The sequence below is a fragment of the Roseibium salinum genome (assembly GCF_026240905.1).
Taxonomy (GTDB): Bacteria; Pseudomonadota; Alphaproteobacteria; order Rhizobiales; family Stappiaceae; genus Roseibium; species Roseibium salinum.
Genome location: NZ_JAPEVI010000003.1, coordinates 2,012,791 through 2,034,514 on the forward strand (window position 1 = coordinate 2,012,791; position 21,724 = coordinate 2,034,514).

The 21,724-nt window shown below is 61.8% G+C and carries 22 protein-coding genes and 1 pseudogene; 7 read left to right on the forward strand and 16 right to left on the reverse strand.

Annotated features, from left to right (window positions below; translation table 11 throughout):
* Positions 1–7 precede the first annotated feature (7 nt).
* Together ON753_RS13870 and ON753_RS13875 are read right to left on the reverse strand one after the other, a co-directional pair.
* A complete protein-coding gene (locus ON753_RS13870) occupies positions 8–757 on the reverse strand; it encodes an HAD-IIB family hydrolase (protein WP_265963224.1) in 750 nt (249 codons plus the stop codon).
* Complete coding sequence (locus ON753_RS13875; protein WP_265963225.1) at positions 754–2,292, reverse strand: glycoside hydrolase family protein; 1,539 nt, start codon at positions 2,290–2,292, stop codon at positions 754–756. The genes ON753_RS13870 and ON753_RS13875 overlap by 4 nt, the downstream gene beginning before the upstream one ends.
* A 303-nt stretch (positions 2,293–2,595) precedes the next feature.
* Between ON753_RS13875 and ON753_RS13880 the strand changes: the two genes are divergently transcribed.
* Positions 2,596–3,285: a DUF1194 domain-containing protein gene (locus ON753_RS13880; RefSeq protein ID WP_265963226.1), complete on the forward strand. Its 690-nt coding sequence runs from the start codon at positions 2,596–2,598 to the stop codon at positions 3,283–3,285.
* A gap of 27 nt (positions 3,286–3,312) precedes the next feature.
* Here ON753_RS13880 and ON753_RS13885 read toward each other — a convergent pair whose 3' ends face one another.
* The gene (locus ON753_RS13885; protein ID WP_265963227.1) at positions 3,313–4,014 is read right to left on the reverse strand and encodes a helix-turn-helix transcriptional regulator; all 702 of its coding nucleotides are present in this window, start codon (positions 4,012–4,014) and stop codon (positions 3,313–3,315) included.
* A gap of 30 nt (positions 4,015–4,044) precedes the next feature.
* Positions 4,045–4,419, reverse strand: coding sequence for a VOC family protein (locus tag ON753_RS13890; protein ID WP_265963228.1), 375 nt, complete (start codon positions 4,417–4,419; stop codon positions 4,045–4,047).
* 298 nt (positions 4,420–4,717) lie between these two features.
* Between ON753_RS13890 and ON753_RS13895 the strand changes: the two genes are divergently transcribed.
* From ON753_RS13895 to ON753_RS13905, 3 genes are all read left to right on the forward strand, one after another.
* Positions 4,718–4,972, forward strand: a complete 255-nt coding sequence (locus ON753_RS13895) for a YdcH family protein (protein WP_265963229.1) — start codon at positions 4,718–4,720, stop codon at positions 4,970–4,972.
* 499 nt (positions 4,973–5,471) lie between these two features.
* Positions 5,472–5,807, forward strand: coding sequence for a hypothetical protein (locus ON753_RS13900; protein ID WP_265963230.1), 336 nt, complete (start codon positions 5,472–5,474; stop codon positions 5,805–5,807).
* Positions 5,808–5,897: 90 nt separating this feature from the next.
* Positions 5,898–6,650, forward strand: a complete 753-nt coding sequence (locus tag ON753_RS13905; protein WP_265963231.1) for an SDR family NAD(P)-dependent oxidoreductase — start codon at positions 5,898–5,900, stop codon at positions 6,648–6,650.
* Positions 6,651–6,750: 100 nt separating this feature from the next.
* Here the strand turns inward: ON753_RS13905 and ON753_RS13910 are convergent, their stop codons facing one another.
* On the reverse strand, positions 6,751–7,176 hold the full coding sequence (locus ON753_RS13910; protein WP_265963232.1) for a secondary thiamine-phosphate synthase enzyme YjbQ: 426 nt from the start codon (positions 7,174–7,176) through the stop codon (positions 6,751–6,753).
* 147 nt (positions 7,177–7,323) lie between these two features.
* Between ON753_RS13910 and ON753_RS13915 the strand changes: the two genes are divergently transcribed.
* Both ON753_RS13915 and ON753_RS13920 read left to right on the forward strand, forming a co-directional pair.
* Positions 7,324–8,655, forward strand: coding sequence for a glycosyltransferase (locus tag ON753_RS13915; protein WP_265963233.1), 1,332 nt, complete (start codon positions 7,324–7,326; stop codon positions 8,653–8,655).
* An 85-nt stretch (positions 8,656–8,740) separates the two neighbouring features.
* The gene (locus tag ON753_RS13920) at positions 8,741–10,375 is read left to right on the forward strand and encodes an FMN-binding glutamate synthase family protein (RefSeq protein ID WP_265963234.1); all 1,635 of its coding nucleotides are present in this window, start codon (positions 8,741–8,743) and stop codon (positions 10,373–10,375) included.
* Between the two features lie 175 nt (positions 10,376–10,550).
* On the opposite strand, the gene ON753_RS13925 is transcribed toward ON753_RS13920, so the two are convergent.
* The 8 genes and pseudogenes from ON753_RS13925 to ON753_RS13960 all read right to left on the reverse strand — a co-directional run bounded on the left by ON753_RS13925 (position 10,551) and on the right by ON753_RS13960 (position 18,311).
* Positions 10,551–12,416 (reverse strand): flotillin family protein, encoded by a 1,866-nt coding sequence (locus tag ON753_RS13925; protein WP_265963235.1) that lies wholly within the window; start codon positions 12,414–12,416, stop codon positions 10,551–10,553.
* A 54-nt stretch (positions 12,417–12,470) separates the two neighbouring features.
* Positions 12,471–13,229, reverse strand: a complete 759-nt coding sequence (locus tag ON753_RS13930; RefSeq protein WP_265963236.1) for a YqiJ family protein — start codon at positions 13,227–13,229, stop codon at positions 12,471–12,473.
* Positions 13,230–13,254: 25 nt separating this feature from the next.
* Positions 13,255–13,914, reverse strand: a complete 660-nt coding sequence (locus ON753_RS13935) for a PspA/IM30 family protein (RefSeq protein WP_265963237.1) — start codon at positions 13,912–13,914, stop codon at positions 13,255–13,257.
* 137 nt (positions 13,915–14,051) lie between these two features.
* On the reverse strand, positions 14,052–14,561 hold the full coding sequence (locus ON753_RS13940; protein ID WP_265963238.1) for a hypothetical protein: 510 nt from the start codon (positions 14,559–14,561) through the stop codon (positions 14,052–14,054).
* A gap of 256 nt (positions 14,562–14,817) precedes the next feature.
* Entirely contained in the window at positions 14,818–15,399 is a 582-nt protein-coding gene (locus ON753_RS13945; RefSeq protein ID WP_265963239.1) for a transcriptional regulator, read from the reverse strand.
* A 116-nt stretch (positions 15,400–15,515) separates the two neighbouring features.
* Positions 15,516–15,665 (reverse strand): annotated as a pseudogene (locus tag ON753_RS26730) (helix-turn-helix domain-containing protein); the annotation flags it as partial.
* 83 nt (positions 15,666–15,748) lie between these two features.
* Positions 15,749–17,632: an ABC transporter ATP-binding protein gene (locus tag ON753_RS13955; protein WP_265963240.1), complete on the reverse strand. Its 1,884-nt coding sequence runs from the start codon at positions 17,630–17,632 to the stop codon at positions 15,749–15,751.
* Between the two features lie 13 nt (positions 17,633–17,645).
* A complete protein-coding gene (locus ON753_RS13960) occupies positions 17,646–18,311 on the reverse strand; it encodes a helix-turn-helix transcriptional regulator (RefSeq protein WP_265963241.1) in 666 nt (221 codons plus the stop codon).
* Between the two features lie 126 nt (positions 18,312–18,437).
* Here ON753_RS13960 and ON753_RS13965 point away from each other — a divergent pair, with 126 nt between their 5' ends.
* Positions 18,438–18,749 (forward strand): DUF2293 domain-containing protein, encoded by a 312-nt coding sequence (locus ON753_RS13965; protein ID WP_265963242.1) that lies wholly within the window; start codon positions 18,438–18,440, stop codon positions 18,747–18,749.
* Positions 18,750–18,763: 14 nt separating this feature from the next.
* Here the strand turns inward: ON753_RS13965 and ON753_RS13970 are convergent, their stop codons facing one another.
* The 3 genes from ON753_RS13970 to ettA all read right to left on the reverse strand — a co-directional run bounded on the left by ON753_RS13970 (position 18,764) and on the right by ettA (position 21,669).
* Entirely contained in the window at positions 18,764–19,156 is a 393-nt protein-coding gene (locus ON753_RS13970; RefSeq protein ID WP_265963243.1) for a RidA family protein, read from the reverse strand.
* A gap of 40 nt (positions 19,157–19,196) precedes the next feature.
* The gene (locus ON753_RS13975; RefSeq protein WP_265963244.1) at positions 19,197–19,814 is read right to left on the reverse strand and encodes an MOSC domain-containing protein; all 618 of its coding nucleotides are present in this window, start codon (positions 19,812–19,814) and stop codon (positions 19,197–19,199) included.
* Between the two features lie 205 nt (positions 19,815–20,019).
* Positions 20,020–21,669, reverse strand: a complete 1,650-nt coding sequence (gene ettA / locus ON753_RS13980; RefSeq protein ID WP_265963245.1) for an energy-dependent translational throttle protein EttA — start codon at positions 21,667–21,669, stop codon at positions 20,020–20,022.
* Positions 21,670–21,724: the final 55 nt, after the last annotated feature.

Sequence of the window (21,724 nt, forward strand, 5' to 3'; positions counted from 1 at the left end):
CAAGCTTTCAGGTCTCCCCACCTGGAAGTATCCCGAATTCCACCAATCCTTCCAGAACGCCGGCGGCATGTGAAGCCGTCGCGCAATAGGTCTTTTCCCTCGGCAGGACTGCAAGAAGCTCCTCACGGGCATTGCCGACCGCAATCGCCTTGCCGGCCATTTCGAAGAGCTCGACATCGTTGCCTGAGTCGCCTGCTGCGACGGTTCGCTCCAGGCTGATCCCAAGATGGGCAGCGAGGTAATGCATGGCTTCGCCCTTCCCCGCTCCGGGCGCGAGTATGTCGAGGTCGCTTGCACCGGAATAAATATACTTGAACGGAATACCTTCGCTTGTGAGCCGTTCGACAACACGCTCCGCCTCCTGCCTGCCCGGAACCGCGAAACTGGCCTTTCCCTTCGTCTGGAAAATGTCCGCATGGGCAATATACCCCAGTTCCGCAACCAGTTTCCGGACAACCTCGTCCGGCCAGTCGAGGAACTGCCGCTGCCAATCTTCCAGCCAGGAACGTCCGAGCCGGATTTCCGTTCCCAGTCCCGTGATGATCGCATCGGGTTCAAAGTCGGCAGGGAAATAGTTTGCCAGGGTCTCATCGACACTTTCGGCGGTGCGGCTGGAGTTCAAAACCAGCTTCACCCTGGCCCGGAGGTCCTTGAGCCTGATCCAGAGCCGGTGCAGGTCCTCGCGGCTTCCGGTCAGCGTGTCGTCGATATCGCTGACCAGAAGCCAGGGCTCGGGGATGAGCGTCTCCTCATTCACCGTGCCTCCAGCTCCTCTTCCGGCGCGACATAGGTGGTGGTGTAGACCTGGTCCGCGGTATCCTCTGTTACCGGTCGTCTCAGCGTTTCGATTTCAAGATCATTGAGGCAGACCGCCGCGCTTTCCGTGTAGAAGCCGACGCCTCCTTCGGCAAAGATGTCGTCGACCAGGCTGAGGATGACATAGCCGTCGATGGAGAACTCGATATACATGCCGTGGGCGATCAGTTCGATCTGCCACGGTCCCTGGTGGTTCCCGCGGAAATGCGCTTCCTGCAACGGTTCGTAGCGGAAGGCGTATTCGAATTCGGGAGTGGGATTGGCTCCCCAGGCGCGTATCTGCGCGATGCCGTTGATCAGGTCGAGGGCAAGATAGTAGCCATCCCCCTCCTCATTGACGCGCAGCACCAGTCCGGCCTTTCCCGAACCTTCCAGCATCAAACGTGCCCTCAGCCGGAAGTCCTCGTGCCGGCCCGGCAGGATGAAAGCCTCATAGCCGCTCTTGCACGACAGGTGCAGGCCGTCCGGCCGGTCTACCGAGGACCCATGGGGATTGCCGTACAGAAACTTGCACTGGTGAGAGGCGGTGATGCTTTCGCTGTGCGTGACCAGTTTGTCGAAACCCCGGTTGGACTTCAGCTTCAGCCGGCCGGCCTGGTCCGTGACAAGCTCCTTGGGCGGCGGCAGAAGTTTCTTGACCACTTCGCGCCCGTAAAGGACTTCCGTCTTGGAAAAGAAGTTGAACAGAAGCACCCGCTCTTCGCTCCTGCAGATCCGGCCTGCATAGTTGCCCGTCGGCAGGATCACGTTGTCGAAGAAATTCTCGTAAGGGCCCTCCAGCGTATTCGAATACCAGTAATGGATCTTGGTATCCTCGCGAATGGACCCCAGCAGATAGTAGCGCCCGTCGAGTTGAAGGAGGTTCGGCACCTCGACATCGTCGTAGAGCCCCGGCCGGTGCAGCGGCGCCTCGAAACTGAAACAGTCCGGACTTGTTTCCCGCGCCACACCGACGCAGCCGCGCCGGATGACCGGCCCGTCCTTGACGCGCGCGGAGCACAGCAACAGCCGTTCGCCGCTCTGCGGGTCGACGTAGAAGAACGGATCCCGGAAGCTGACCCAGTGCCGGCCCTCGTCCGTGGAGCTTTCATAAAGGGGTGATGTGATTTCCAGCGGATAGGCGCCGCCGTTGCAGCGCTCCCACCGGTAAAGGTCCTTGGAGCGCGCCAGCCCGACCCTTTGAACCCGGCCGAATTCCGAGCGCGCAAGTCCGGTATAGAACATGCGCCACTCGCCCGGCCGGTCCGGATCGGGAGTGACATGCATGGTCCAGAGCATGTCATCGTCCCACTCGCCCGGCTCCCCCACGAAAAGCGCGTTCTTGACCCTGCGCCAGGTCATGCCGTCGGTGCTGACGGCGTGCGCTATGAAATCGTGATTGGGAAGGACCAAGTGAAAGAGATGAAACAGTCCGTCGTGATAGACGACATCGACGTCGCCGATGTCAGATCTTAGGAATCCGTGGGATGCATACATGCCTTAAGCCTGCCCCAGTTGTTCTGATCCGTTCAAGTCTTGCATAAAAAAATCCTCTACAAAACACCTGACCTGTTTCTTCCCCAGCTCGTGCGTCGCATGCCGGTTCATACGCCCACAAATTGACCGAAATGGCACGGACATCAAAAGCCTGGAATTCGCCGCATCACCCGGACGTTTCTCCAGAGAGACCAGTGCATTCAATTTTATGGAGCAATACCCTATGGTACGGAGATGTTTCATCGCCCGCGCGTATCAACGACTGCCGTCATGTGCCTAGGCCTGCTCCCGAGGTCCCGCCGCGTGATACGGTTGCTGGCCGCTTTGCTGGCCGTCGCCTTCAGCCTGCCGGCCGCACCGGGCCATGCGTGTTCCCTCTCGCTGGTCCTTGCCATGGACGGGTCGGCAAGCGTCGACGCGCGCGAGCACAGCATTCAGCTCAATGGTCTGGCAGATGCATTGCAGGACCCGGAGGTCGTCCAGGCAATCGAGGCCGTCGGCGGGATCTGGGTCACCAGCTTCGAGTGGAGCGGCCGCTACCAGCAACTGCTGCAACTGGAGTGGCAGTACCTGTCGGACGCCGCAAGCGCAGAACGGGCCGCGTCTGTCCTGCGCCGCTCGCCGAGAGGCTTCAGCGAATTTCCGACCGCCCTCGGTTATGCGCTCGGCCACGCTGCCGTCGAGATGAAAAAAGCCCCGCGAGCTTGCGCGCGCAAAGTCATCGACGTTGCCGGCGACGGCGTCAATAATGACGGCTTTGGACCGGACAGCGCCTATCGCGCATTCGATTTCGAAGGCGTGACGGTCAACGGGCTGGCCATTGCCGGCGCGGACCCGGCACTGATCGACTACTACAGGAACAATGTCATCAAGGGACCGGGCGCCTTCCTGGAGATTGCAGCCTCCTACAAGGATTATGCCAGCGCAATGAAGCGAAAGCTGGTGCGCGAGATCTTCGGCAGCGGCTATGCCGCCCTGGCACCGGCGCCGTAGGGGCCGTCCGCCGAGCCAGACCTGACGTCAGCCCCGCGGATGGCCGCAGTTCTCGTCCTCCATGGCGCGATAGAAATCCTTCAGCGTCTTTCCCGCCTCGTTGCTGAACCTGTCGCCCACTTCCCGGATTTCCGAGATCCGGTCGACGCGGAACATACGGAAGTCGTCCCGGAGTTCGCACCAGGCCACAAGCGTCCAGACCTTGCCCCAAAACCACAGCCCCAATGGCCGGATCACCCGGTTCGATGCATCGCCCTTGAGGTCGCAATAGGCGATGGAAAGGCGTTTGCGGCTATCGGCGGCCGCTTCCAGAAAGTCGATATGGGCTCTGACCTGCTCGGTCATCCCCGGCGCAAAAGCGTGGATTTCCACGTCGTTTTGCCGGACGCGCATCTTGTCGGGCAAAACCGCGTCAATCTTGATCATCGCCTCTTCGGCGGCCCGGGCCATCGCTGCGCCGCCCCAGGCGCGGATCAGGCGTGCGCCGGCCAAAAGGGCGACGGTTTCGTCGCGGGTGAACATGAGGGGCGGCAGGTCGTAGCCGTCGCGCATGATGTAGCCGACCCCGGCCGCCCCCTCGATGGGAACGCCCGAGGCCTGCAGGTCGGCAACATCACGGTAGACGGTCCGTTCCGACACCTCCAGCCACTCGGACAGCTGGCGGGCACGAACTAGCCGGCCGCCGCGCAGATGCTGCACGATCTGGAAAAGGCGGTCGGCGCGTCTCATGCTGAAGGTTCCCCGGAAGACATTCGCGCCCTATTGGGACGCGAACATTCCGATGGAGTTGCCGTCGGGGTCGATCCCGTAGGCGAATCGCCCTCCCGGGATGGCGATCGGGTCGGAAATAACGTCTCCACCCGCCTTCGCGAACCGCTCCATGGTGCCCTCCAGGGTGTCCGGGCAGGCAAGATGGACAGTGGGCCCGGTCCCCCTTGCCGGCGGAGTTCCGGGGTAAATATGCCCCGCGCAGCCACCGTTCTTGACCGGAAACATCGCAAATTCATTTGGGCCGCTGTCCGAGACACGTGTGAGCTCCGTGGTGAAAACGTCATTGTAGAAGCTGACTGCCCTGTCCAGGTCGGTCACGGGTATCTCGATCCAGACGCTGAAATGGTCGGGAGTGAAGGTCATCGAATGTCTCCTGTGGCGTTGTTACACACAGGACCATACCAACCCTCTCCTGACAGCATTCTGTCAGGAGAAATCCCGGGCGTGCAATCGTAACACGATGGAATAGCGCCAAAAATCGGCTTTGTTTTGTCATACGCATCGATTTCCGTGGCAGGAGCGGCGCCGAACGGACGGCGCTTCCGGCCACGTCGACGTCCTTTTGCGGACTTCCAACGGGACAAAAGCAGTCACGATTGATCTTCCTCAAGGTAGGCCGATCCGGTTCACGGCAGTTTGTAGGGCATCAAAGGAGAGATGAATGAGCCACGTTCCACATGAACTGCATGAAGAATTTCCCGGTTCTGCAGATGCACTGCACGCGCTGAAGACCGGCGACGCGCATTTTGCACGGCTGGCGGAAGAGTATCACACGGTCAACCGTGAGGTGCACCGCATTGAAACCAACGTAGCTCCTTCTTCGGACGAAGCTCTTGAAGAGCTGAAAAAGAAACGCCTTCACCTCAAAGACCAGATCGCTGCCCTCCTGGCAGCTGCGGAAAACACCGGGTCCTGAGCCCCTCCTTTTCAGACCGGTGTTAGCGCCCGCGCCGTCCCCGTCCGACGGCGCGGGCCACTACCCCTCCGCCTCTCAAGCCTTCTCCAGTTTCGCGGCGAAATCAACCGTCTTCGTTCTGCGCGCGACGTCTCGTCGATAAGGATCGCGGCGCAAAAAAAGGCGCCGTAACTTCAGTGAAGTCCGGCGCCAGTCTTGGGGAGGAACGACCCTCATCGTTCAATTACGATGTGGGAATTCCCGGCCGGATTTGCAAGCCAAAGTGTGTGTGAACGCGGCGTGAGCCGGTTAGCGGAACGGATTTCACCCTATTGCCATGCCGCCCCGGCCATCCCTGCTTGACCCTGACGCCCGATCACGTTCTTCTTCGAAAAATCACGGAACGGATCCAGACATGAGATTTATCGGTCCTGCAGTTTTGCTCTTGTGCCTGGCACCCACTACCTCGCTGGCGGCCGATTACTGTATTGATGTCCAGTCCACCAAAGGATGGCAGCAATTGCCAATACCGAACGGAAAGATCCAGCGGGTCGGCTATTCAGGGGCCTGGAGCGTCATCGCGGGCCAGTACAAGCCTGTCGGCCCGCGCGGCTATTCGGGTGAGGATGCCGCCGCACTCGGCCCGCTCTATGGATACAAGTTCGACCAGTCCTATGCATTCGGCGAATTGCTGGTGCGCGACCAGGCCGGAATGATCGTGCCCTTCGCGGAATTCGCCGCGCTTGCGGTCAATAGCGGCGACCCGGCCGGTGTCTACGCCTTCCGCATCAACGACAAGGATGTGTCACTTTGGAACAATGCAGGTGCAATCAGAGTGTGCGTTACAGTGCGCTGACGAAGCAGCCGGCTTTCGTTGCACCACAGAGACCGGGCTGCTAAATCAAACGGCTTTCAATTGACATCGTTCTATTCGTCGGATGGGGATATGACCGGAAAAGTTGCCCTTATCACCGGTGCGGCCCGAGGGATCGGCCTTGCCACGGCAAAACTCATGCTCGGCCGGGGATGGCAGATTGCCATGGTGGACCGGGACGAGGAAGAGCTGTTGGCAGCCGCCGGAGAGCTGGACGGCGCCCGGCCCTTCGCCTGCGATGTCTCGGTTGCCGATCAGGTGCATGAAACCCTTTCCGCCGTTCTCGCCGCCTTCGGCCGGCTCGATGCGGTGGTGAACAACGCAGGCGTCGCCGAATTCGGGCCGATCGAGAAGACCGGCTTCGACACCTGGCGCCGCGTGATGGCGACCAATCTGGACGGCGTCTTCCTCGTTTCCCAGGCCGCGATCCCGGCGCTGAAGGAGACCCGCGGCGCGCTGGTGAACATCGCCTCCATCTCGGGACTTCGCGCCTCGACATTGAGGGTCGCCTACGGCACGTCGAAGGCCGCCGTCATTCAGCTCACGAAGCAACAGGCGGTCGAGCTCGGCGAATACGGCATCCGCGCAAACTGCGTCTGCCCCGGCCCGGTGCGCACCAAGCTGGCGATGGCCGTGCACAGCCAGGAGATCATCGACGCCTATCACGATGCGATTCCGCTCAACAGATACGGCAGCGAAAGCGAGATTGCCGAGCTCATTGCTTTCTTGTGCACTGAGCAGGCGAGCTACGTCACCGGGCAGATCATTGCTGCCGACGGCGGCTTCGAGAGCACGGGTGTCGGCCTGCCGGCGTTGCGGACCTAGCCGGCATTCCCGCATTCCCTCAAGGCCCGGAAGCAGGTGTGACGATTATCACAGTTTTCCGAAATTGCCGTTGTCTGCCAATGCTCCCCGTGGCGGAAACCTAGCGATCGGCGAGAAAATGCGCGGCAACCTGGCGCTGGTGCGGCCGTGTGCGGTGCTCGAACAGATAGATCCCCTGCCACGTTCCAAGGACCATCCGACCGTTGGAAACCGGGATCGACAGGGAAACCGGCAGAAGGGCCGCCTTGATGTGCGCCGGCATGTCGTCCGGGCCTTCGTAAGTGTGAACGAGATAACTCATCGAGGGATGGTCGGACGGCGGCACCAGCCGCTCGAAAAAGGCCTTCAGGTCCACCTCCACATCCGGATCCGCGTTTTCCTGGATCACCAGCGAACAGGAGGTGTGGCGGACGAACAGGGTCAGGAGACCGTCGGCGGCGCCTTCTCCTTCAAGCCATCCGGCGACAGGCCCGGTAAACTCGTAAAGTCCTTGGCCGCTTGTGCGCAGTGAGAATGTGGTCTGCATGAAGGCCCTTCAAAGTCGTCGACTGAAAACGCCTGAAATGGCATAGGCGATCCGCCCGCAGGTTGCAAACACGCAAGATGCCTGCCATTTGATCAATGGCGTTCTCTTTTGCCGCCTCCCGTCCGGCCCCCGCTTCAAAGGCACGCGATGCCAGATTCAGCCCCGAAAATCCTGATCGCCTCGCTGGGCACACGCGGAGACTTCCAGCCCTATGCCGCGCTCGCCAGGGAACTGACCTTGGCCGGAGCGACAGTGGTTCTGGTCGTCGGGGAAGGGTTCGAAGGGATGATCGAGGCCACCGGAGCAAGGGTCAGATCGCTTCCCATCGACTATCAGGCGCTTCTCCAGACCCCCGAGATAAAGGCAGCGCTCTTTTCGGCTGCGGGCGCGGTCAAGGCGGCGCAGAAAAACTTCCAGCTGCAGAAGAAGGTGACCCGGGCGCTCTGGGATATCGGCCTTGAGGAAAAGCCTGACCTGATCCTGTTCAATCTGAAAGCCGCGGTCATGACACTCGTCGCGCGCCGCCTGAATGTGCCCGCGATTCCCACCGCTCTCCAACCGGTGACCGCCGCAACCGGCGAATTTCCAATCCCCCTCTTTGGCCTTCCGGACATGGGGGCCTATTTCAACCGCAAGAGCTACGCGGCCGGCCGTCGCTTGATCGGGGCCGGGCTCGCGCCGATGTTGAAGCCTATCAGAGCCGAAGCGGCCGCGGACCTTGCCATTCCGGGTTCGATCGTCGACGGCCACGAGCCGGATGGGGAAAAGGCGCTCAGCCTGCAGGCGTTTTCCCGCGCCCTGGTGCCGACGCCGAACGACTGGACGGATGAAAACTGGCAGTGCGGCTATTGGCTGACGGAGCCGAACCAGGACTATCTTCCTCCTGCGGATCTTGCCGCCTTTCTGGAAACGGGACCTGCCCCCATCTATATCGGCTTCGGCTCCATGCCGAGCGCCGATCCGCGGAAGCTTACGGACACCGTGCTGACGGCCCTCAAAACCACCGGCCAGCGGGCGATTATCGCCACCGGCTGGGGCGGGCTCGTGAAAGATGCGCTGCCGGACGATGTGGTGGACCGCATATTCCTGCTGGAGAAAGCACCGCATAGCTGGCTCTTCCCGCGCTGCACGGCCATCGTCCACCATGGCGGCGCCGGCACCACCCACGAGGCAATCCGCTGGGGCAAACCGTCCCTCGTCTGCCCGGTTTTCGGCGATCAGCCGTTCTGGGGCGCCCGGGTGCACGAGATCGGAGCCGGTCCGAAGCCGATCCGGCAGAAGAGCCTGACGGCCGACAAGCTCGCCCAGGCCCTCCGGACACTCGAAGATCCGTCCTACAGGGCGAAAGCACAGCGTGCGGCAGAGATCATGACGCGCGAACCAAGCGCAAAGGGAACGGCAGAACGGTTGATGCAGCTCTTGGCGGGACGGCAAGGTTCCAAACCGGCACGGCAAAAGCCGGTTGTGTCCTCCTCTTGATGCGATCCCACCTCCGGCGCTCTTTCCTTTTCCTGCGCAGCCTGACACAACTACCATTGCAAGCTGCAAGAGGAGTCGCCCGTCAGTGTTCCCAGCCCGCTATAACGTCTTCATCCTGTGTCTTGTTTCCACCTTTGTCAGTCTTGTTTTGACGGTTGCCTGGACGGGCTATTTCTTCTGGCCGTTTCTTGCCTTTGCCGTTCTTTCGCTCATCGGCATTGCGGACATGCGCCAGACGAAGCACTCGATCCTGCGCAATTATCCTGTAACCGGGCACTTCCGGTACCTGTTTGAATCGGTCCGCCCGGAGCTCCGGCAGTATTTCTTCGAGAGCAACCAGGATGGCCGGCCGTTCTCGCGCGAGCGCCGGTCGATGGTTTACGACCGGGCGAAAGACATTGAGGACGTCCTGCCCTTCGGATCCGAGCTCGATGTCTATGAGGGCTCCTACAGCTGGGTGAACCATTCCATTTGCCCGAAGCCGGAGGGCCACGACGATCTTCGGGTCACGGTCGGCGGCCCGGACTGCAAGCAGCCCTATTCGGCTTCCCTGTTCAACATTTCCGCGATGAGCTTCGGCTCGCTCTCCGGCAATGCCATCCTCGCCCTGAACAAGGGCGCGAAGGCGGGCAATTTCTACCACGACACCGGCGAGGGCAGCGTCTCGCGCTATCACCGGCAGGGCGGCGGCGATCTCGTCTGGGAACTGGGCAGCGGCTATTTCGGCTGCCGGGCCGAAAACGGCACGTTCGATCCGGAAAAATTCCGAGCGCAGGCGGCCGATCCGCAGATCAAGATGATTGAAATCAAGATGAGCCAGGGGGCGAAGCCCGGCCATGGCGGCGTGCTGCCCGGCCCCAAGGTGTCGGAGGAAATCGCCGAGGCGCGCGGCATCCCCATCGGCATGGACTGTATCTCGCCCGCCTCCCACTCTGCCTTTTCCACGCCGATCGAACTTCTGGAATTCATCCGCACCCTGAGAGAGCTTTCCGGCGGCAAACCCATCGGCTTCAAGCTGTGCATCGGACACCGCTGGGAGTTCATGGCGATCGTCAAGGCCATGCTGCAGACCGGCATCAAGCCGGATTTCATCGTCGTTGACGGCGCCGAGGGCGGCACCGGCGCCGCTCCGGTGGAATTCGCCAACCGGCTCGGCACGCCGCTGCGCCAGGGCCTGTCCTTCGTGCACAACTGCCTGGTCGGCACCGGCTTGCGCGACGACATCAAGATCGGTGCCAGCGGCAAGCTGATCAGCGCCTTCGACATTGCCGGCACCCTTTGCCTGGGGGCCGACTGGATCAATTCGGCCCGCGGCTTCATGTTTGCGGTCGGCTGCATCCAGTCCCAGAGCTGCCACACCAACCGCTGCCCCACGGGCGTTGCCACGCAGGACCCCAATCGCCAAAAGGCGCTGGTGGTGCCGGACAAGGCGGTGAGAGTGGCCAATTTCCATCGCAATACGCTGAAGGCGCTGATGGCCTTTACCGCCGCAGCCGGGCTCGACCATCCGCGCGACTTCAAGCCCGAACATTTCTACCTGCGCGAAGGGACCCGGGAGGTCCTGCCGGCAAGCGTTGCTCTCTCCTGGCTGAAAAAGGGCGCCCTGCTCGACAAGACGCACAATGTCCCGGGCTATTCCACCTATTGGGAAATGGCCGTCGCCGAGAGCTTTCACGCGGCACGATCCCTCGAGGTCGCGAAGGCCGTGCAGCATCACTAGTTGCACTTGCCGGTCAAATTCCCTCGGCCGGGCTCGGCGGCGATGAAGGAAAAAGCGCGGAAGCCTCACCTGTCTGCGTGAGGCTTTCCGAACCGACATCGAATTAGCCCGACTTCAGAGGCGTTCCGGCTCCCCGGCAGTCGGCCCGCCGGGGAGATTTTTCTGGTCCAACCGCTCAGGAAGCGAAGGGGCCATCACCTGTCTTGTCGGATGAAGACGCTTTGACGATCTCCGGCGCGGCGGCCTCGGGCTTTAGCGGGGCTGCGGTTTCCACCGACGGCGCTTCCGCGCTGGCGTCCTTCACTGGAGGCATCGGTGCTTCGGCGAGCCCGGCCGTCAGGCCGGAAAGGCCGGACCCGTCGAGGCCCACTTCCTTCATCATCGCATCCAGGAGCGGTGCCTGGGAGCGGTACCTCAGCGCCGAGGACACCATCTGGTCGGCAAGGTTGCCGCCTGCGCCGTTGCTGCCGGTCCCGTTCGCGGCCCCGCCGGACGCACCGGTCATGCCGTCCACCTGAATGATCTTGATCCCGTCTATCTGTTCCAACGGGCGAACGCTTTCGGCAATGATCTGCGGCAACTGCTCCAGCAGCCTGATACGGACCTGCATCGCTATCTGGTCGGTCGACAGGAGGTTTGCCGCCTCGTTGATCGCGCGCTTGCCGGCTGCTTCCACCTCGTAGAGGGCTTTCTGCGCCTCGGCGCGCAACTTGTCGGCGGCGGCGGAGCCTTCGGCCTCGATGCGCAACTTGGCGGCTTCCGCCTCGGCACCGATCCGGACCGCTTCGGCCTGGTCCGTAGCGGCCTTCATCTGAGCTTCCGCGCCGACAGTAATGGCAACGGCGTCCATTTCGGCGGCCTTGCGCGCCTCGATCAGCTCGATCTGCTTGTCGCGTTCGGCAATTTCCGTCTCACGGGCGGTTGCCACCTGTTCGGAGGCCCTAGCTGCAAGCGCGCGGGCTTCGTCGGCCAGAGCCTCGGCTTCCGACTTCTCGCGCGACTTGGCGGCAACGGCGATGTCGCTGTCCTGCTGGGCCAGTTCGATCAGTTTCTTTTTCTCAACACCGGCCGCCTCGACGCTGCGCTCCTTGGCAATCTCACGCTCGCGTACCTGCTGGTCCATTGCGATCTGGCGCTCGGTGACCACCTGGTTGGATTCAATGTCCTTTTCCTTGACCTTCTGGGTTGCCAGGATCTTGGCTTCCTCGGCTTCGCGCTCGCGCTCGGCCTGCTGTTTGGCGATCAAAGAGGACTGTTCGGCACGGCGAATCTCGATTTCGCGTTGCTGTTCGAGCTTGGCGAATTCCTCATCCCGGCTGATCTGCAGGCTTTCCTGCTGCGCTTCCAGGTTCTTGCGCCGAATCTGGACTTCGGTGTCCTGCTCGATGTCGTTGCGCTTCTTGCGGCGCTCCTCGATCGCCTGGGTGAGCTTTGTCAGACCCTCGGCGTCAAAGGCGTTTTCCGGGTTGAAATATTCCCGGTTGGTCTGGTCGAGGCCGGTCAGCGAGACCGATTCCAGTTCCAGGCCGTTTTTCAGGATGTCTTCGGAAACGGCAGCCTGCACCTTCTGGACGAAGTTCACGCGCTGTTCGTGCAGTTCCTCCATGGCCATTTCGGCCGCCACCGCACGCAAGGCGTCGACGAACTTGCCTTCCACCAGCTCGCGCAGTGCTTCTGGTTTCATGGTGCGCTGACCGAGGGTCTGGGCGGCGTTGGCGATGGATTCGATGGTGGGCTGAACGCGGACGTAAAATTCCGCCAACACATCGACGCGCATACGGTCTCTGGTGATCAGTGCCTGCTCGTTCGAACGCCTGACTTCGAGCCGCAGCGTGTTCATGTTGACGGGAATCATGTCATGCAGGACTGGCAGAACGAGCGTACCACCGTTCATGATGACGCGCTGACCGCCAAAACCGGTCCGAACGAAGGACACTTCCTTCGACGAGCGGCGATAAAGGCGAGAAACGATCAAGCCGACGGCAAGCAGGGCAACGAAGCCGATGCCGACCAAAATGAGAATGCCAAAGAACTGGTCCATAATCGTCTACTCCCTTTCGATTATCGATGAAATATCTGAAGCTGGGGCCGACCCTCAGTCGCCGGCGCCGGTCAATGTTGCATTGGTATTTCTGATAGCTGTGAACCGGGAACCGGCCTGACGGACGATGATGATGTCCGCCCCCAGTTCCAGTTCCTCGTCGTCGATATCCGGTTCCACCAGCAAATAGTGGCTTTGCCCGGACGGGTCGCGCAGGCGTGCCTGAGCGGGTAGTCCCCTCTTCGCCGTTCCTTGAGTGATCCGGGCCGGCTTGCCGACGAAGGTTTGCCGCGAGACGGCGTCGCTTTCGTCCTTGGGCATGATCTTCGACAGCCCGAGCGCCGTCACCCTTGTAAAGGGCAAGGCACCGGCAAAGGCGCCTGCGGAAGCGACGACCCCAGGCAGAAGCCAGCCGGTAACCGCCTGCACCAGGCTCTGGAGCACATAACCCGCCAGCCCGAAGCCTGTCAGGAAGATCACCAGGATGACGAGCGCCGGAACTCGGCCGAAACAGAGCCAGCCGAGGATCTGGCTGAACACCCCCTGCCCTGCCGCCGACGCATCAGCTCCCGTACCGGCGACCTCGAAATCGCCGTGCAGGATCCCACCGGAGACGGAGGCATCGAAGGCGGCTGCGTCCGTGTCCGGAAGGTCAACATCCGGTACATCGAAATCCGGCAGCAGGCTGTCGATCAGGCCCGACAGACCGAGCCCCATCAGAGTGCCGACACCCTCGGCCGCCGCGATCGCAATCATCAGTCCGAGCGAGACCGCAAAAGGTGTGTTCTGATCCGCCAGTATGAAGCCGAACATGATCAAGTGTCTTTCGTGGCTGCCTTCAGGGCAGCAAGGCGTTCGGAGACACGGTTCTTGAGCGCCAAGTCCTCCAATTCGGCCAGCTTGGTGGCACTGGCCTTGTCTGTGGCCACTCCCCCGGAAGACCGGTAGTGTTTTTCAGGACGCGATCGAAGGCGTCTTCCGCCTTGCGGGTCTTGCCCTCGGCACTGTCGCTTTTTGCGGCCGGACCGGCCGCGGCGCTGTCGGCCGAGGTCTGCTGCTGCGCGCGGCGGAAATTATCGAGTTCAGCTTCCATCTCGCGCTTGCGGGCCTGAAGCGCACTGATGTAGCCTTCCAGCTCCTTTTCATCGCGGCCGGCGTCGGCGACGGCCGATTCCAGAACCGGGATCTGGACTTCGAGATCCAGCTGGCGGGCGATGGCCGCCTCGGCAAGATCGTCCCGGCCTTGCTTGACGGCCAGGACAATCTGCTCCTGAAGCTCTTCGTGACGTGTCGTCGTTGTGCCGAGACGCGTGTTCGCCAGGTGCTTGTTGGCCAGAACGCCGGCCAGTTCGTCGCGCACCTGGTCGGTAGCACGGTCGACCTCGCGGATTGCCTCTGCCATCACGGTTTCCGGCGAGGCGCTTTCGATGGAATCCACTACTTGATTGAAACCGCCGGAAACAAGACGCTTTACGCGTGCAACAAGACCCTCTGCCATCTTTCCAACCTTTCTATGCTGGTCATCAAATCATTAAATACGATCCGCCGCCGACGGCCACTGAATTCTGCCCAATTCTTGCCTAACTTCGTGCTTTGAGCAGTCCGCAGTCCTATCCGCAACGCACGGAAATCCCTTCAAGCGCCGGCCTGGCGCTTGCGCTCCACCAGCAGGCGGGCAATTTCCAGGATTGGTTCCAAGCCCCGGTCCATCAGCTCCGGATCATAGGTCCGGCTCTGGGACGTCAGCCCGAGATCAAAAATTTCCTCAATCAGTGCAAAAACTTCCGCCGACAAAGAGGCCTCGAACTGTTTCAGTTCTTCTTGCCCCATGTCCGGCCCCGGCGCGGCGGCAACGAGTTCTGCGACCATTTCCGGCAGGCGTTCATACAGCTTGATGACAAAGTCGGACCGCATCCCGGTCTCTCTTTGCAATTGCCTCAGCCCCCGCTCGGCGGGCCGCGTCATCGACCTGAGCATATCCTCGCAAGCGGCGACATCCTGTGTGCCTTCCTCGCGCTCCCGCGCAATTCTCAGGATCTCGCGCATCTTGTCGCTTGGCGTGCGCGCGCCCTGAACCTCGTAGCTCGCCAGAAATTCAAAATCATCGTCGCTGAGCCTGACGCTGATCGGAATGCTTTTGGCCATGGACACACCTGATCGTCAACACCTGTATCAATATGTCTACATATGTATTCAAACGTCTGGATTTGTCAATACTCCGCACCTGAGGATTGAACCCTCTGGTGCGCTCAACTGGTTGAGCACAGCCCCTAAGCCCCTGGAGCTCCAAACTGTTTTCCCTTGATGTCGAGTGAGCGCTGGTTCACGGCCAGCTGACGCCGGTCAGTCCTGAACGGCGGCTTGAGTTAGACAGATCTCTTGTTGAAGGCTGTGGAGCCGGTCAGTCCAGACCTCTCGCCAGGCCCGTCGCGAACTCTCCGACCTCGTGGGAGCGGATGACCGCGTGGCGGACGAGGTCGTCGAAATGGCTGGCGAAGAGCTGGACGTGGCGGGTGTTGGAGAAAGCCAGATAACGCTGGCCGAGATAGAGCGCGGCCCATTTCTGGCCGAAAACGGTGAAGGGTGCTGAAAACCGGTCGTTTGCGCCGTAGAGATGGAGACGCAGGGACGGATAGAGTTCGTCCAGGGTGCGGCCCATGACCTGCAATTGCTCGCGCCGGGTCGCCGCCGGCAGAGTGGCCCACATGCCCTCGCCGCTTGCAAACCCCTCCAGCGCCTCCTTCGACAGCGCGATTTCGGTATCCGATTCCGCGCGGCTGAGGAGCGCCCGCTGGTCGCGGGTGCCGGTAATCGCCTGATCGGCGGTCCGCAAAGTCTCGCCGGCATATTCGTGGGCGAGCACGGCTTCAGTCTTGAGCACGTCCGGCAGGTTGGCGGGGACATGGCGGATCTTCGACCCCGCCGCATCCCTGTACCACGCCAGCAGGTGCTCATCGACCGGATGGCGATCGGTTTCGGCCACCCGCACCGCCTGATCGAGAATCTCGGCAGCCGCGCCCTGTGCGTGGAAAGCCCCAGCAGCCAGTCGGACGAAACGCTCAAGGCCGTCGCAATCGCGGCAAGCGCCTGCCCGTTCGGCAGGCGGGGCGCATCCTCCGACAGGAGCTGCGAGACCGTCGAGCGGTCCAGCCCGGCGCCGCGCGCCAGGTCACTGCGGTTCATCTCCCGGCTGCGCAAGGCATCGGAAAGGCGTTCACGGAACAGTTCGGCGCGGTCTCTCTTGTCCATGCGGGAGTATTGTCAGCTGAGTTTTGGAAAATCAACAGGAGGCGTGCCGGATCGGCTGTCCGGCCGCGTCATCGCGGATGGCTTCATTCGGCCGCGTTCAGCGCCAGGAAGCCGCCCGACTGCCGTTCCCAGAGCGCTGCATAGAGCCCGCCGCCGTCAAGCAGCTCCTGGTGGGTGCCTTCTTCGACGATCCTGCCGCCATCCATCACCACGAGCCGGTCCATGGCCGCGATGGTCGACAGTCTGTGGGCGACCGCCAAGGTCGTCCGGCCTTCCATGATGCGGGCGAGATTCTGCTGGATCGCAAGTTCCGCCTCGCTGTCGAGCGCCGAGGTTGCTTCGTCGAGGATGAGGATCGGCGCATCCTTGAGCAGCACCCTTGCGATGGTGATGCGCTGGCGCTGTCCGCCGGAGAGTTTCACCCCGCGGTCGCCCACATGGGCATCAAGGCCCGTCCGGCCCTTGCTGTCCCGCTGCTCCCCGATGAAATCCAGCGCCTGGGCCGCCCTGGCGATCTCGTGGATTTCCTCATCGCTCGCGTCCGGCTTGCCGTAGCGGATGTTGTCGCGAATGGACCGGTTGAGAAGCGAAATGTCCTGGGTCACCACGCCGATCCGGCTGCGCAGCGATCCCTGGGTGACGTCACGGATATCCTGCCCGTCGATGGTGATGCGGCCGCCGGAAACGTCGCGCAGGCGCATGAGCAGCGAGATGACGGTCGATTTTCCCGCTCCCGAAAGCCCCACCAGCCCGACCCGCTCGCCCGGCTCGATGGTCAGACTGAAGTTCTCCAGAACGGGCTTGCGGTCCTTCTGGTAGGCGAAGGAGACATTCTCAAAACGGATAGCGCCCGACGTCACTTTCAGCTCCGACGCATTCGCCCGGTCGGTGATTTCCGGCCGGCTGGTCATGATGGGCATGGCGTCCGTGATCGTTCCAAGCGTGCTTGTGATCGACTGGCCGACATTGATGAAGCTCGCCGAAGCATGTGCCAGGGAGCGGGTGACAGTTATGCCGGCGACAAAGTCGCCGATGGTGACCCAGCCGCCGGCCATGCCCCAGAAGCCGATCGAAATGACCGCCAGGATCATAAGCACGTTGAGGAAATAGACGCTGCTGTCCGTCAGGATGTAGGAGCGGTTTTCGCTGTGGCGCGTGTCGATGGTCTCGCCGATCACCTTGCGGATGGCGCCGGCTTCCGTGTCCTCGGCCGCAAACAGTTTCACCATGGCAATGTTGGAATAGACATCCGTCATCGCGCCGGTCGCGCGGCTGTTGGCCGCCGCCACCTTAGCGGAACGCTGCAGATAGGCCGGAATCGCGGCCCAGGCGACCAGGATATTGGCGCCGATCCAGACGACGACCGGGATCGCCAGCGGCCAGGCCAGCGCCAGAAGCAGTACGAAGGAGCCGCCGAATTGGATGACGAGATAGGGAATGGTTTCGATCGCCAGCATCATCTGGCGGTGGACCGACATGGTGACCTGGGCAATGCGCGTCGCGACCTGCCCGGCGAACGTGTCCTCGAAGAAGGCCATGTCCTGCGCTTCCACCGCCTTGTGGGCCTGCCAGCGCATGGCGGCGGGCAACAGGATGCGTACTGTCTGGAAGGCAAAGGTCTGCCGCAGGAGAAATGCAAGGGGGTCGAGAATGACGAAGAGCACGAAGATGGCGGCCAGAAAAGGTACGTTCGCCTGCAGGAACGCCTGAACGCCCTCGGCCGTGACGCCGTCGACGATATAGGCGATTGCCCAGATGCCCGCCAGGCCCAGCCCGGCGGATATCATCGCGAGCACCGAGACGATGACGAGCTGGCTGCGGAACATCTTGGCGAAATGCCAGACGAGATGCAGCGGCCCCTTGTCCGGCAAAGGCGTGACCGGCAGGTCGAGCGGCTTCAAATGCACTTCAAAGGGCCGGAAATAGCCTTCAATCAAGCGTGCGAGAACCGGCTTTGCGACTGACACGCACCAAAACTCCTCAATGATCTTTTGTGCTCGGACTTCTGAAGTCGATAGCCTGAATCTGGGGATCAATCCTGTAGGCGCAACGGCGGTCGCCGGAAAGCTGGTGCTCGGTGCGCCTCACCTCGGCATCAGGTCCGAGGACGTCCTTGAAGAGGCTCAATTCCGACTGGCAGAACGCCTGGCAGGCGGTGGCCGCCGCGCAGATGGAACAGTGGTTCTCGATCAAGAAGTATCCCTTCCCGTCTTCCACCACCTCGGCCATATAGCCTTCCCGGCTGCGCAAATCCGCCAGGATCCGGACCTTGTCGGCAAGATCCGACGCGCCGTTCAAGGCATCGGAATAGGCGCGCCTGCTCTGGGCCTCGCGATGGGCAATCAGCTTTTCCACGCCTTCCGGGCCATAGATGTCGCTGAGGCCGCCCAGCAGGCCCACGACCAGATTTGCGTGATTGTCGGGGAATTGCCGGTGGCCGCTCGCCGTCAGGTCCCAGATCCGCTTGGGCCGTCCGACCGAGCCCTTGATATCGTCGAAGGCGACCAGGTCGTCCTGGCGCAGTCCGTCCAGGTGCTGCCGGACCGCCACCGAGGTCACGTTCAATCGTTCGGCCAGATCCGCCGCAGTTTGCGGGCCGGAGGATTTAAGAGCATTCAGAAGTCGGGTTCGCGTACGATCAGCCATGCATCCGATATAATGCAATTCGTTTATAAAAAAATAGTTATCTTTCCTTATTGTCGGCACCCCTCGCGCAACCGTCCGGCGCCTATTGCCACTCCACATCCGCGCGCGCCGATGATAGGCAGAGGCATGACCGGTGGAACCAAACGGCAGAAAGACATGCGCAAGGCTCTCAGAGTCCTGCTGCCCCGCGTGCCGATGGTTCATGCGGAAGCAATCCTTGCCGCCGCGCTTGCCGGCCACCTGCGCCACTTGCCGCCGTCCATTGCGCTGTGGCAGGCCACATCCAGCTACATCCGTCATGAACTGACCGACTACGACGTCCTGCTGGAGGACGGCTACGAACGTGATGCGGCGCGGTTCTTCGTCCTTGACGACATGAACGCCGTGCTCGAGGACTGGGGCTCCCAGAAGCGGCTCGATCCGGACGAAGAGAGCTAGGGCTAGGGCTACGGCTAGGGCCGCCGCGCGATCAGGTCGATCTCGACCAGGGCGTCGACGGCAAGGCCGGAGACGCCGATGCAGGTCCGGCCCGGCAGTTTTCCGGGCGGGAAGAATTGGCGGTAGGTCTCGTTCATCGCCTGATAGTCCCGCTTGAACTCCGTGAGATAGACCCTTGCGAAGGTTACGTTTTCCAGGCCGAGCCCCAGTCCGCTCAGGACGAGTTTCAGGTTTTCCATCACGCGCACGGTCTGCGCTTGGATACCGTCCGGCAGGGGCGCGTCCGGGGCGTCGGGATCGGTGGGCATCTGTCCTGTGACGAATACCCAGCCGTCGGCTTCGGCGGCATGTGAGAACGGTGCGACCGGCTGTGGTGCCTGATCGACCATGTGATGGATGGGCAGCATGCGAACCTCCGTGGTCTGTAAGATGACCCAGAGTATCCGCTCACGCGCGTTCGTAAATCCACTGTTCGGGAATGTGCGCCGTCATCGTCTCACCTATCTCGACGGTTCCCGGCTTTTCGACAAACCCGACCAGACCGCGCACGCCTCGAGCCACTTTGGGAAACATGAGGTCCAGTCCGTCACGGTCCGGATAGTGCGCGGCGATCGAGGCGCCGGCAATGCGGCAGGGGACGTTGTCACCGTCCACGCGAATGACGGCACCGCCCTCGAACACCAGCCTGGTGCGCGGCGGAACCTTCGACAGGTTCGCAATCCCGGAGATCAGGAAATTGCCGCCGATCCACTCGGGCCGGATCCCGGCAATCCCCATACGCTCCGCGACCAGGGAGAGTTCCTGCGGCGAAAGAAGGGAAATCTGCCTTTCATTGCACATTTCCGTGCCACGCGGGTACCAGGGTTCCCGCCCACCGGACTTCCGCGTGAAGCCTCCGTGACGGTCGCCGGGGATGCCTTCAAGGCCCAGTTCGAGCACCTGGCGGGCCGTGGTCTGAAAGTCTTCGGGCGAAAGCGTCGCAAACAGCCCGTCCACCCTGCCGCTCACCTTGAATTTCGGCGTCACCCGCAAGTCGTCAGGCAATAGCGCAAGCTGATCCGTCATTGAGATCTCCCGTCAAGAATTCGGGCGAACACTATGCGGGAAGGCCCATCGAAACCAGCGAAACTCTTTTATATCCGCCATCGTTTTTATCGATGGATCACTCCGCCGGCCAGCCCCCGAAATCGCCGGACCCTGCGGTCGAAGACAACGAAAAAGGGCGGCCAGCCAGACCGCCCTTTCGGTTGTTTCAGACCGTGCCCGCCGCTCAGCGGGTCAGCGGCTTGTACTTGATCCGGCGCGGGTCGGCGGCGTGGGCGCCGAGGCGGCGGACCTTGTCTTTCTCGTAGTCCTCGAAGTTGCCTTCGAACCATTCCACATGGCTGTCGCCTTCGAAGGCCAGCATGTGCGTTGCCAGACGGTCGAGGAACATGCGGTCGTGGCTGATGACCACGGCGCAACCGGCGTAGTTTTCCAGCGCGTCTTCAAGCGCGGCCAGGGTCTCTGTGTCGAGATCGTTGGTCGGCTCATCGAGCAGCAGGACGTTGGAGCCCTTCTTCAGCACCTTTGCCAGGTGCACGCGGTTACGCTGACCGCCGGAAAGATCGCCCACCTTCGCCTGCTGGGCCGGGCCCTTGAAGTTGAAGGACGAGCAGTAGGCACGGGAGTTGATTTCCTTGTCGTCGAGATAGATCACCTCGGCGCCGCCGGAAATCTCTTCCCACACGGTATTGTTCGGGTTGAGCGCGTCGCGGGACTGGTCGACATAGCCGAGATGAACGGTGTCGCCGATGACGATCTCGCCGCTGTCCGGCTTTTCCTGGCCGGTCAGCATCTTGAACAGCGTGGACTTGCCGGCGCCGTTCGGGCCGATGACGCCGACAATGCCGCCGCGCGGCAGCTTGAAGGTGAGATCGTCGATCAGCAGGCGGTCCTCGAAGCCCTTGGAAACTTTCTTGAGCTCGATGACATTGGCCCCGAGACGCTCGCCCACCGGAATGAGGATCTGCTCGATGCTCGGATGGCGCTCTTCCTGCATCGCGACCAGGTCTTCATAGGCGCGGATACGGGCTTTCGACTTGGTCTGGCGGCCCTTGGGGCTCATGCCCATCCACTCGCGCTCGCGGGAGATCGCCTTGGAGCGGGCCATGTTCTCGCGGCCTTCCTGCTGCATGCGCTTGGCCTTCTTCTCCAGATAGACGGAGTAGTTGCCTTCGTAGGGAATGCCCTGGCCGCGGTCGAGCTCGAGAATCCAGCCCGTGACGTGGTCGAGGAAGTAGCGGTCGTGGGTGATGATCAGGACGGAGCCCTTGAACTCGCGCAGGTGGCGTTCCAGCCAGTGCACGGTTTCGGCGTCCAGATGGTTGGTCGGTTCGTCGAGCAGCAGCAGGTCCGGCTCGGACAGGAGCAGCTTGCACAGCGCCACGCGGCGGCGCTCACCACCGGAGAGATTGTCGACGTCGGCGTCGGACGGCGGGCAGCGCAGGGCTTCCATCGCCATTTCCACCTGGCTTTCCAGGTTCCACAGGTCCTGCGCGTCGATCTCGTCCTGAAGGTGGGCGGCTTCGTCGGCGGTCTCGTCCGAATAGTCCATCATCAGTTCGTTGTAACGGTCGAGCTTGGCCTGCTTGTGGGCAACACCTTCCATGATGTTGCCCATCACGTCCTTGGAATTGTCGAGCTGAGGCTCCTGCGGCAGATAGCCGATCTTCGCGCCTTCGGCCGCCCAGGCTTCGCCGGTATATTCCTTGTCGATGCCGGCCATGATCTTCAGCAGCGTCGACTTGCCGGCCCCGTTCGGACCCAGGATGCCGATCTTGGCGTCCGGGTAGAAGCTGAGGTTGATGTTGTCCAGGACTTTCTTGTCGTTATAGGCCTTGGAGAGGCCATGCATGTGATAGATGAACTGGCGCGCCATGGGGCTCCGCTTCTCCACTTGAAAAGACTGATGGGATTTCAGGAATTCTGCGGGG

Coding starts and splice junctions, on each gene's coding strand:
- ON753_RS13875 (WP_265963225.1), bottom strand. CDS start 2,292: ATGTATGCATCCCACGGATTCCTAAGATCTGACATCGGCGACGTCGAT.
- ON753_RS13885 (WP_265963227.1), bottom strand. CDS start 4,014: ATGAGACGCGCCGACCGCCTTTTCCAGATCGTGCAGCATCTGCGCGGC.
- ON753_RS13890 (WP_265963228.1), bottom strand. CDS start 4,419: ATGACCTTCACTCCCGACCATTTCAGCGTCTGGATCGAGATACCCGTG.
- ON753_RS13895 (WP_265963229.1), top strand. CDS start 4,718: ATGAGCCACGTTCCACATGAACTGCATGAAGAATTTCCCGGTTCTGCA.
- ON753_RS13905 (WP_265963231.1), top strand. CDS start 5,898: ATGACCGGAAAAGTTGCCCTTATCACCGGTGCGGCCCGAGGGATCGGC.
- ON753_RS13910 (WP_265963232.1), bottom strand. CDS start 7,176: ATGCAGACCACATTCTCACTGCGCACAAGCGGCCAAGGACTTTACGAG.
- ON753_RS13915 (WP_265963233.1), top strand. CDS start 7,324: ATGCCAGATTCAGCCCCGAAAATCCTGATCGCCTCGCTGGGCACACGC.
- ON753_RS13925 (WP_265963235.1), bottom strand. CDS start 12,416: ATGGACCAGTTCTTTGGCATTCTCATTTTGGTCGGCATCGGCTTCGTT.
- ON753_RS13930 (WP_265963236.1), bottom strand. CDS start 13,229: ATGTTCGGCTTCATACTGGCGGATCAGAACACACCTTTTGCGGTCTCG.
- ON753_RS13935 (WP_265963237.1), bottom strand. CDS start 13,914: ATGGCAGAGGGTCTTGTTGCACGCGTAAAGCGTCTTGTTTCCGGCGGT.
- ON753_RS13940 (WP_265963238.1), bottom strand. CDS start 14,561: ATGGCCAAAAGCATTCCGATCAGCGTCAGGCTCAGCGACGATGATTTT.
- ON753_RS13960 (WP_265963241.1), bottom strand. CDS start 18,311: ATGGCTGATCGTACGCGAACCCGACTTCTGAATGCTCTTAAATCCTCC.
- ON753_RS13965 (WP_265963242.1), top strand. CDS start 18,438: ATGACCGGTGGAACCAAACGGCAGAAAGACATGCGCAAGGCTCTCAGA.
- ON753_RS13970 (WP_265963243.1), bottom strand. CDS start 19,156: ATGCTGCCCATCCATCACATGGTCGATCAGGCACCACAGCCGGTCGCA.
- ON753_RS13975 (WP_265963244.1), bottom strand. CDS start 19,814: ATGACGGATCAGCTTGCGCTATTGCCTGACGACTTGCGGGTGACGCCG.
- ettA (WP_265963245.1), bottom strand. CDS start 21,669: ATGGCGCGCCAGTTCATCTATCACATGCATGGCCTCTCCAAGGCCTAT.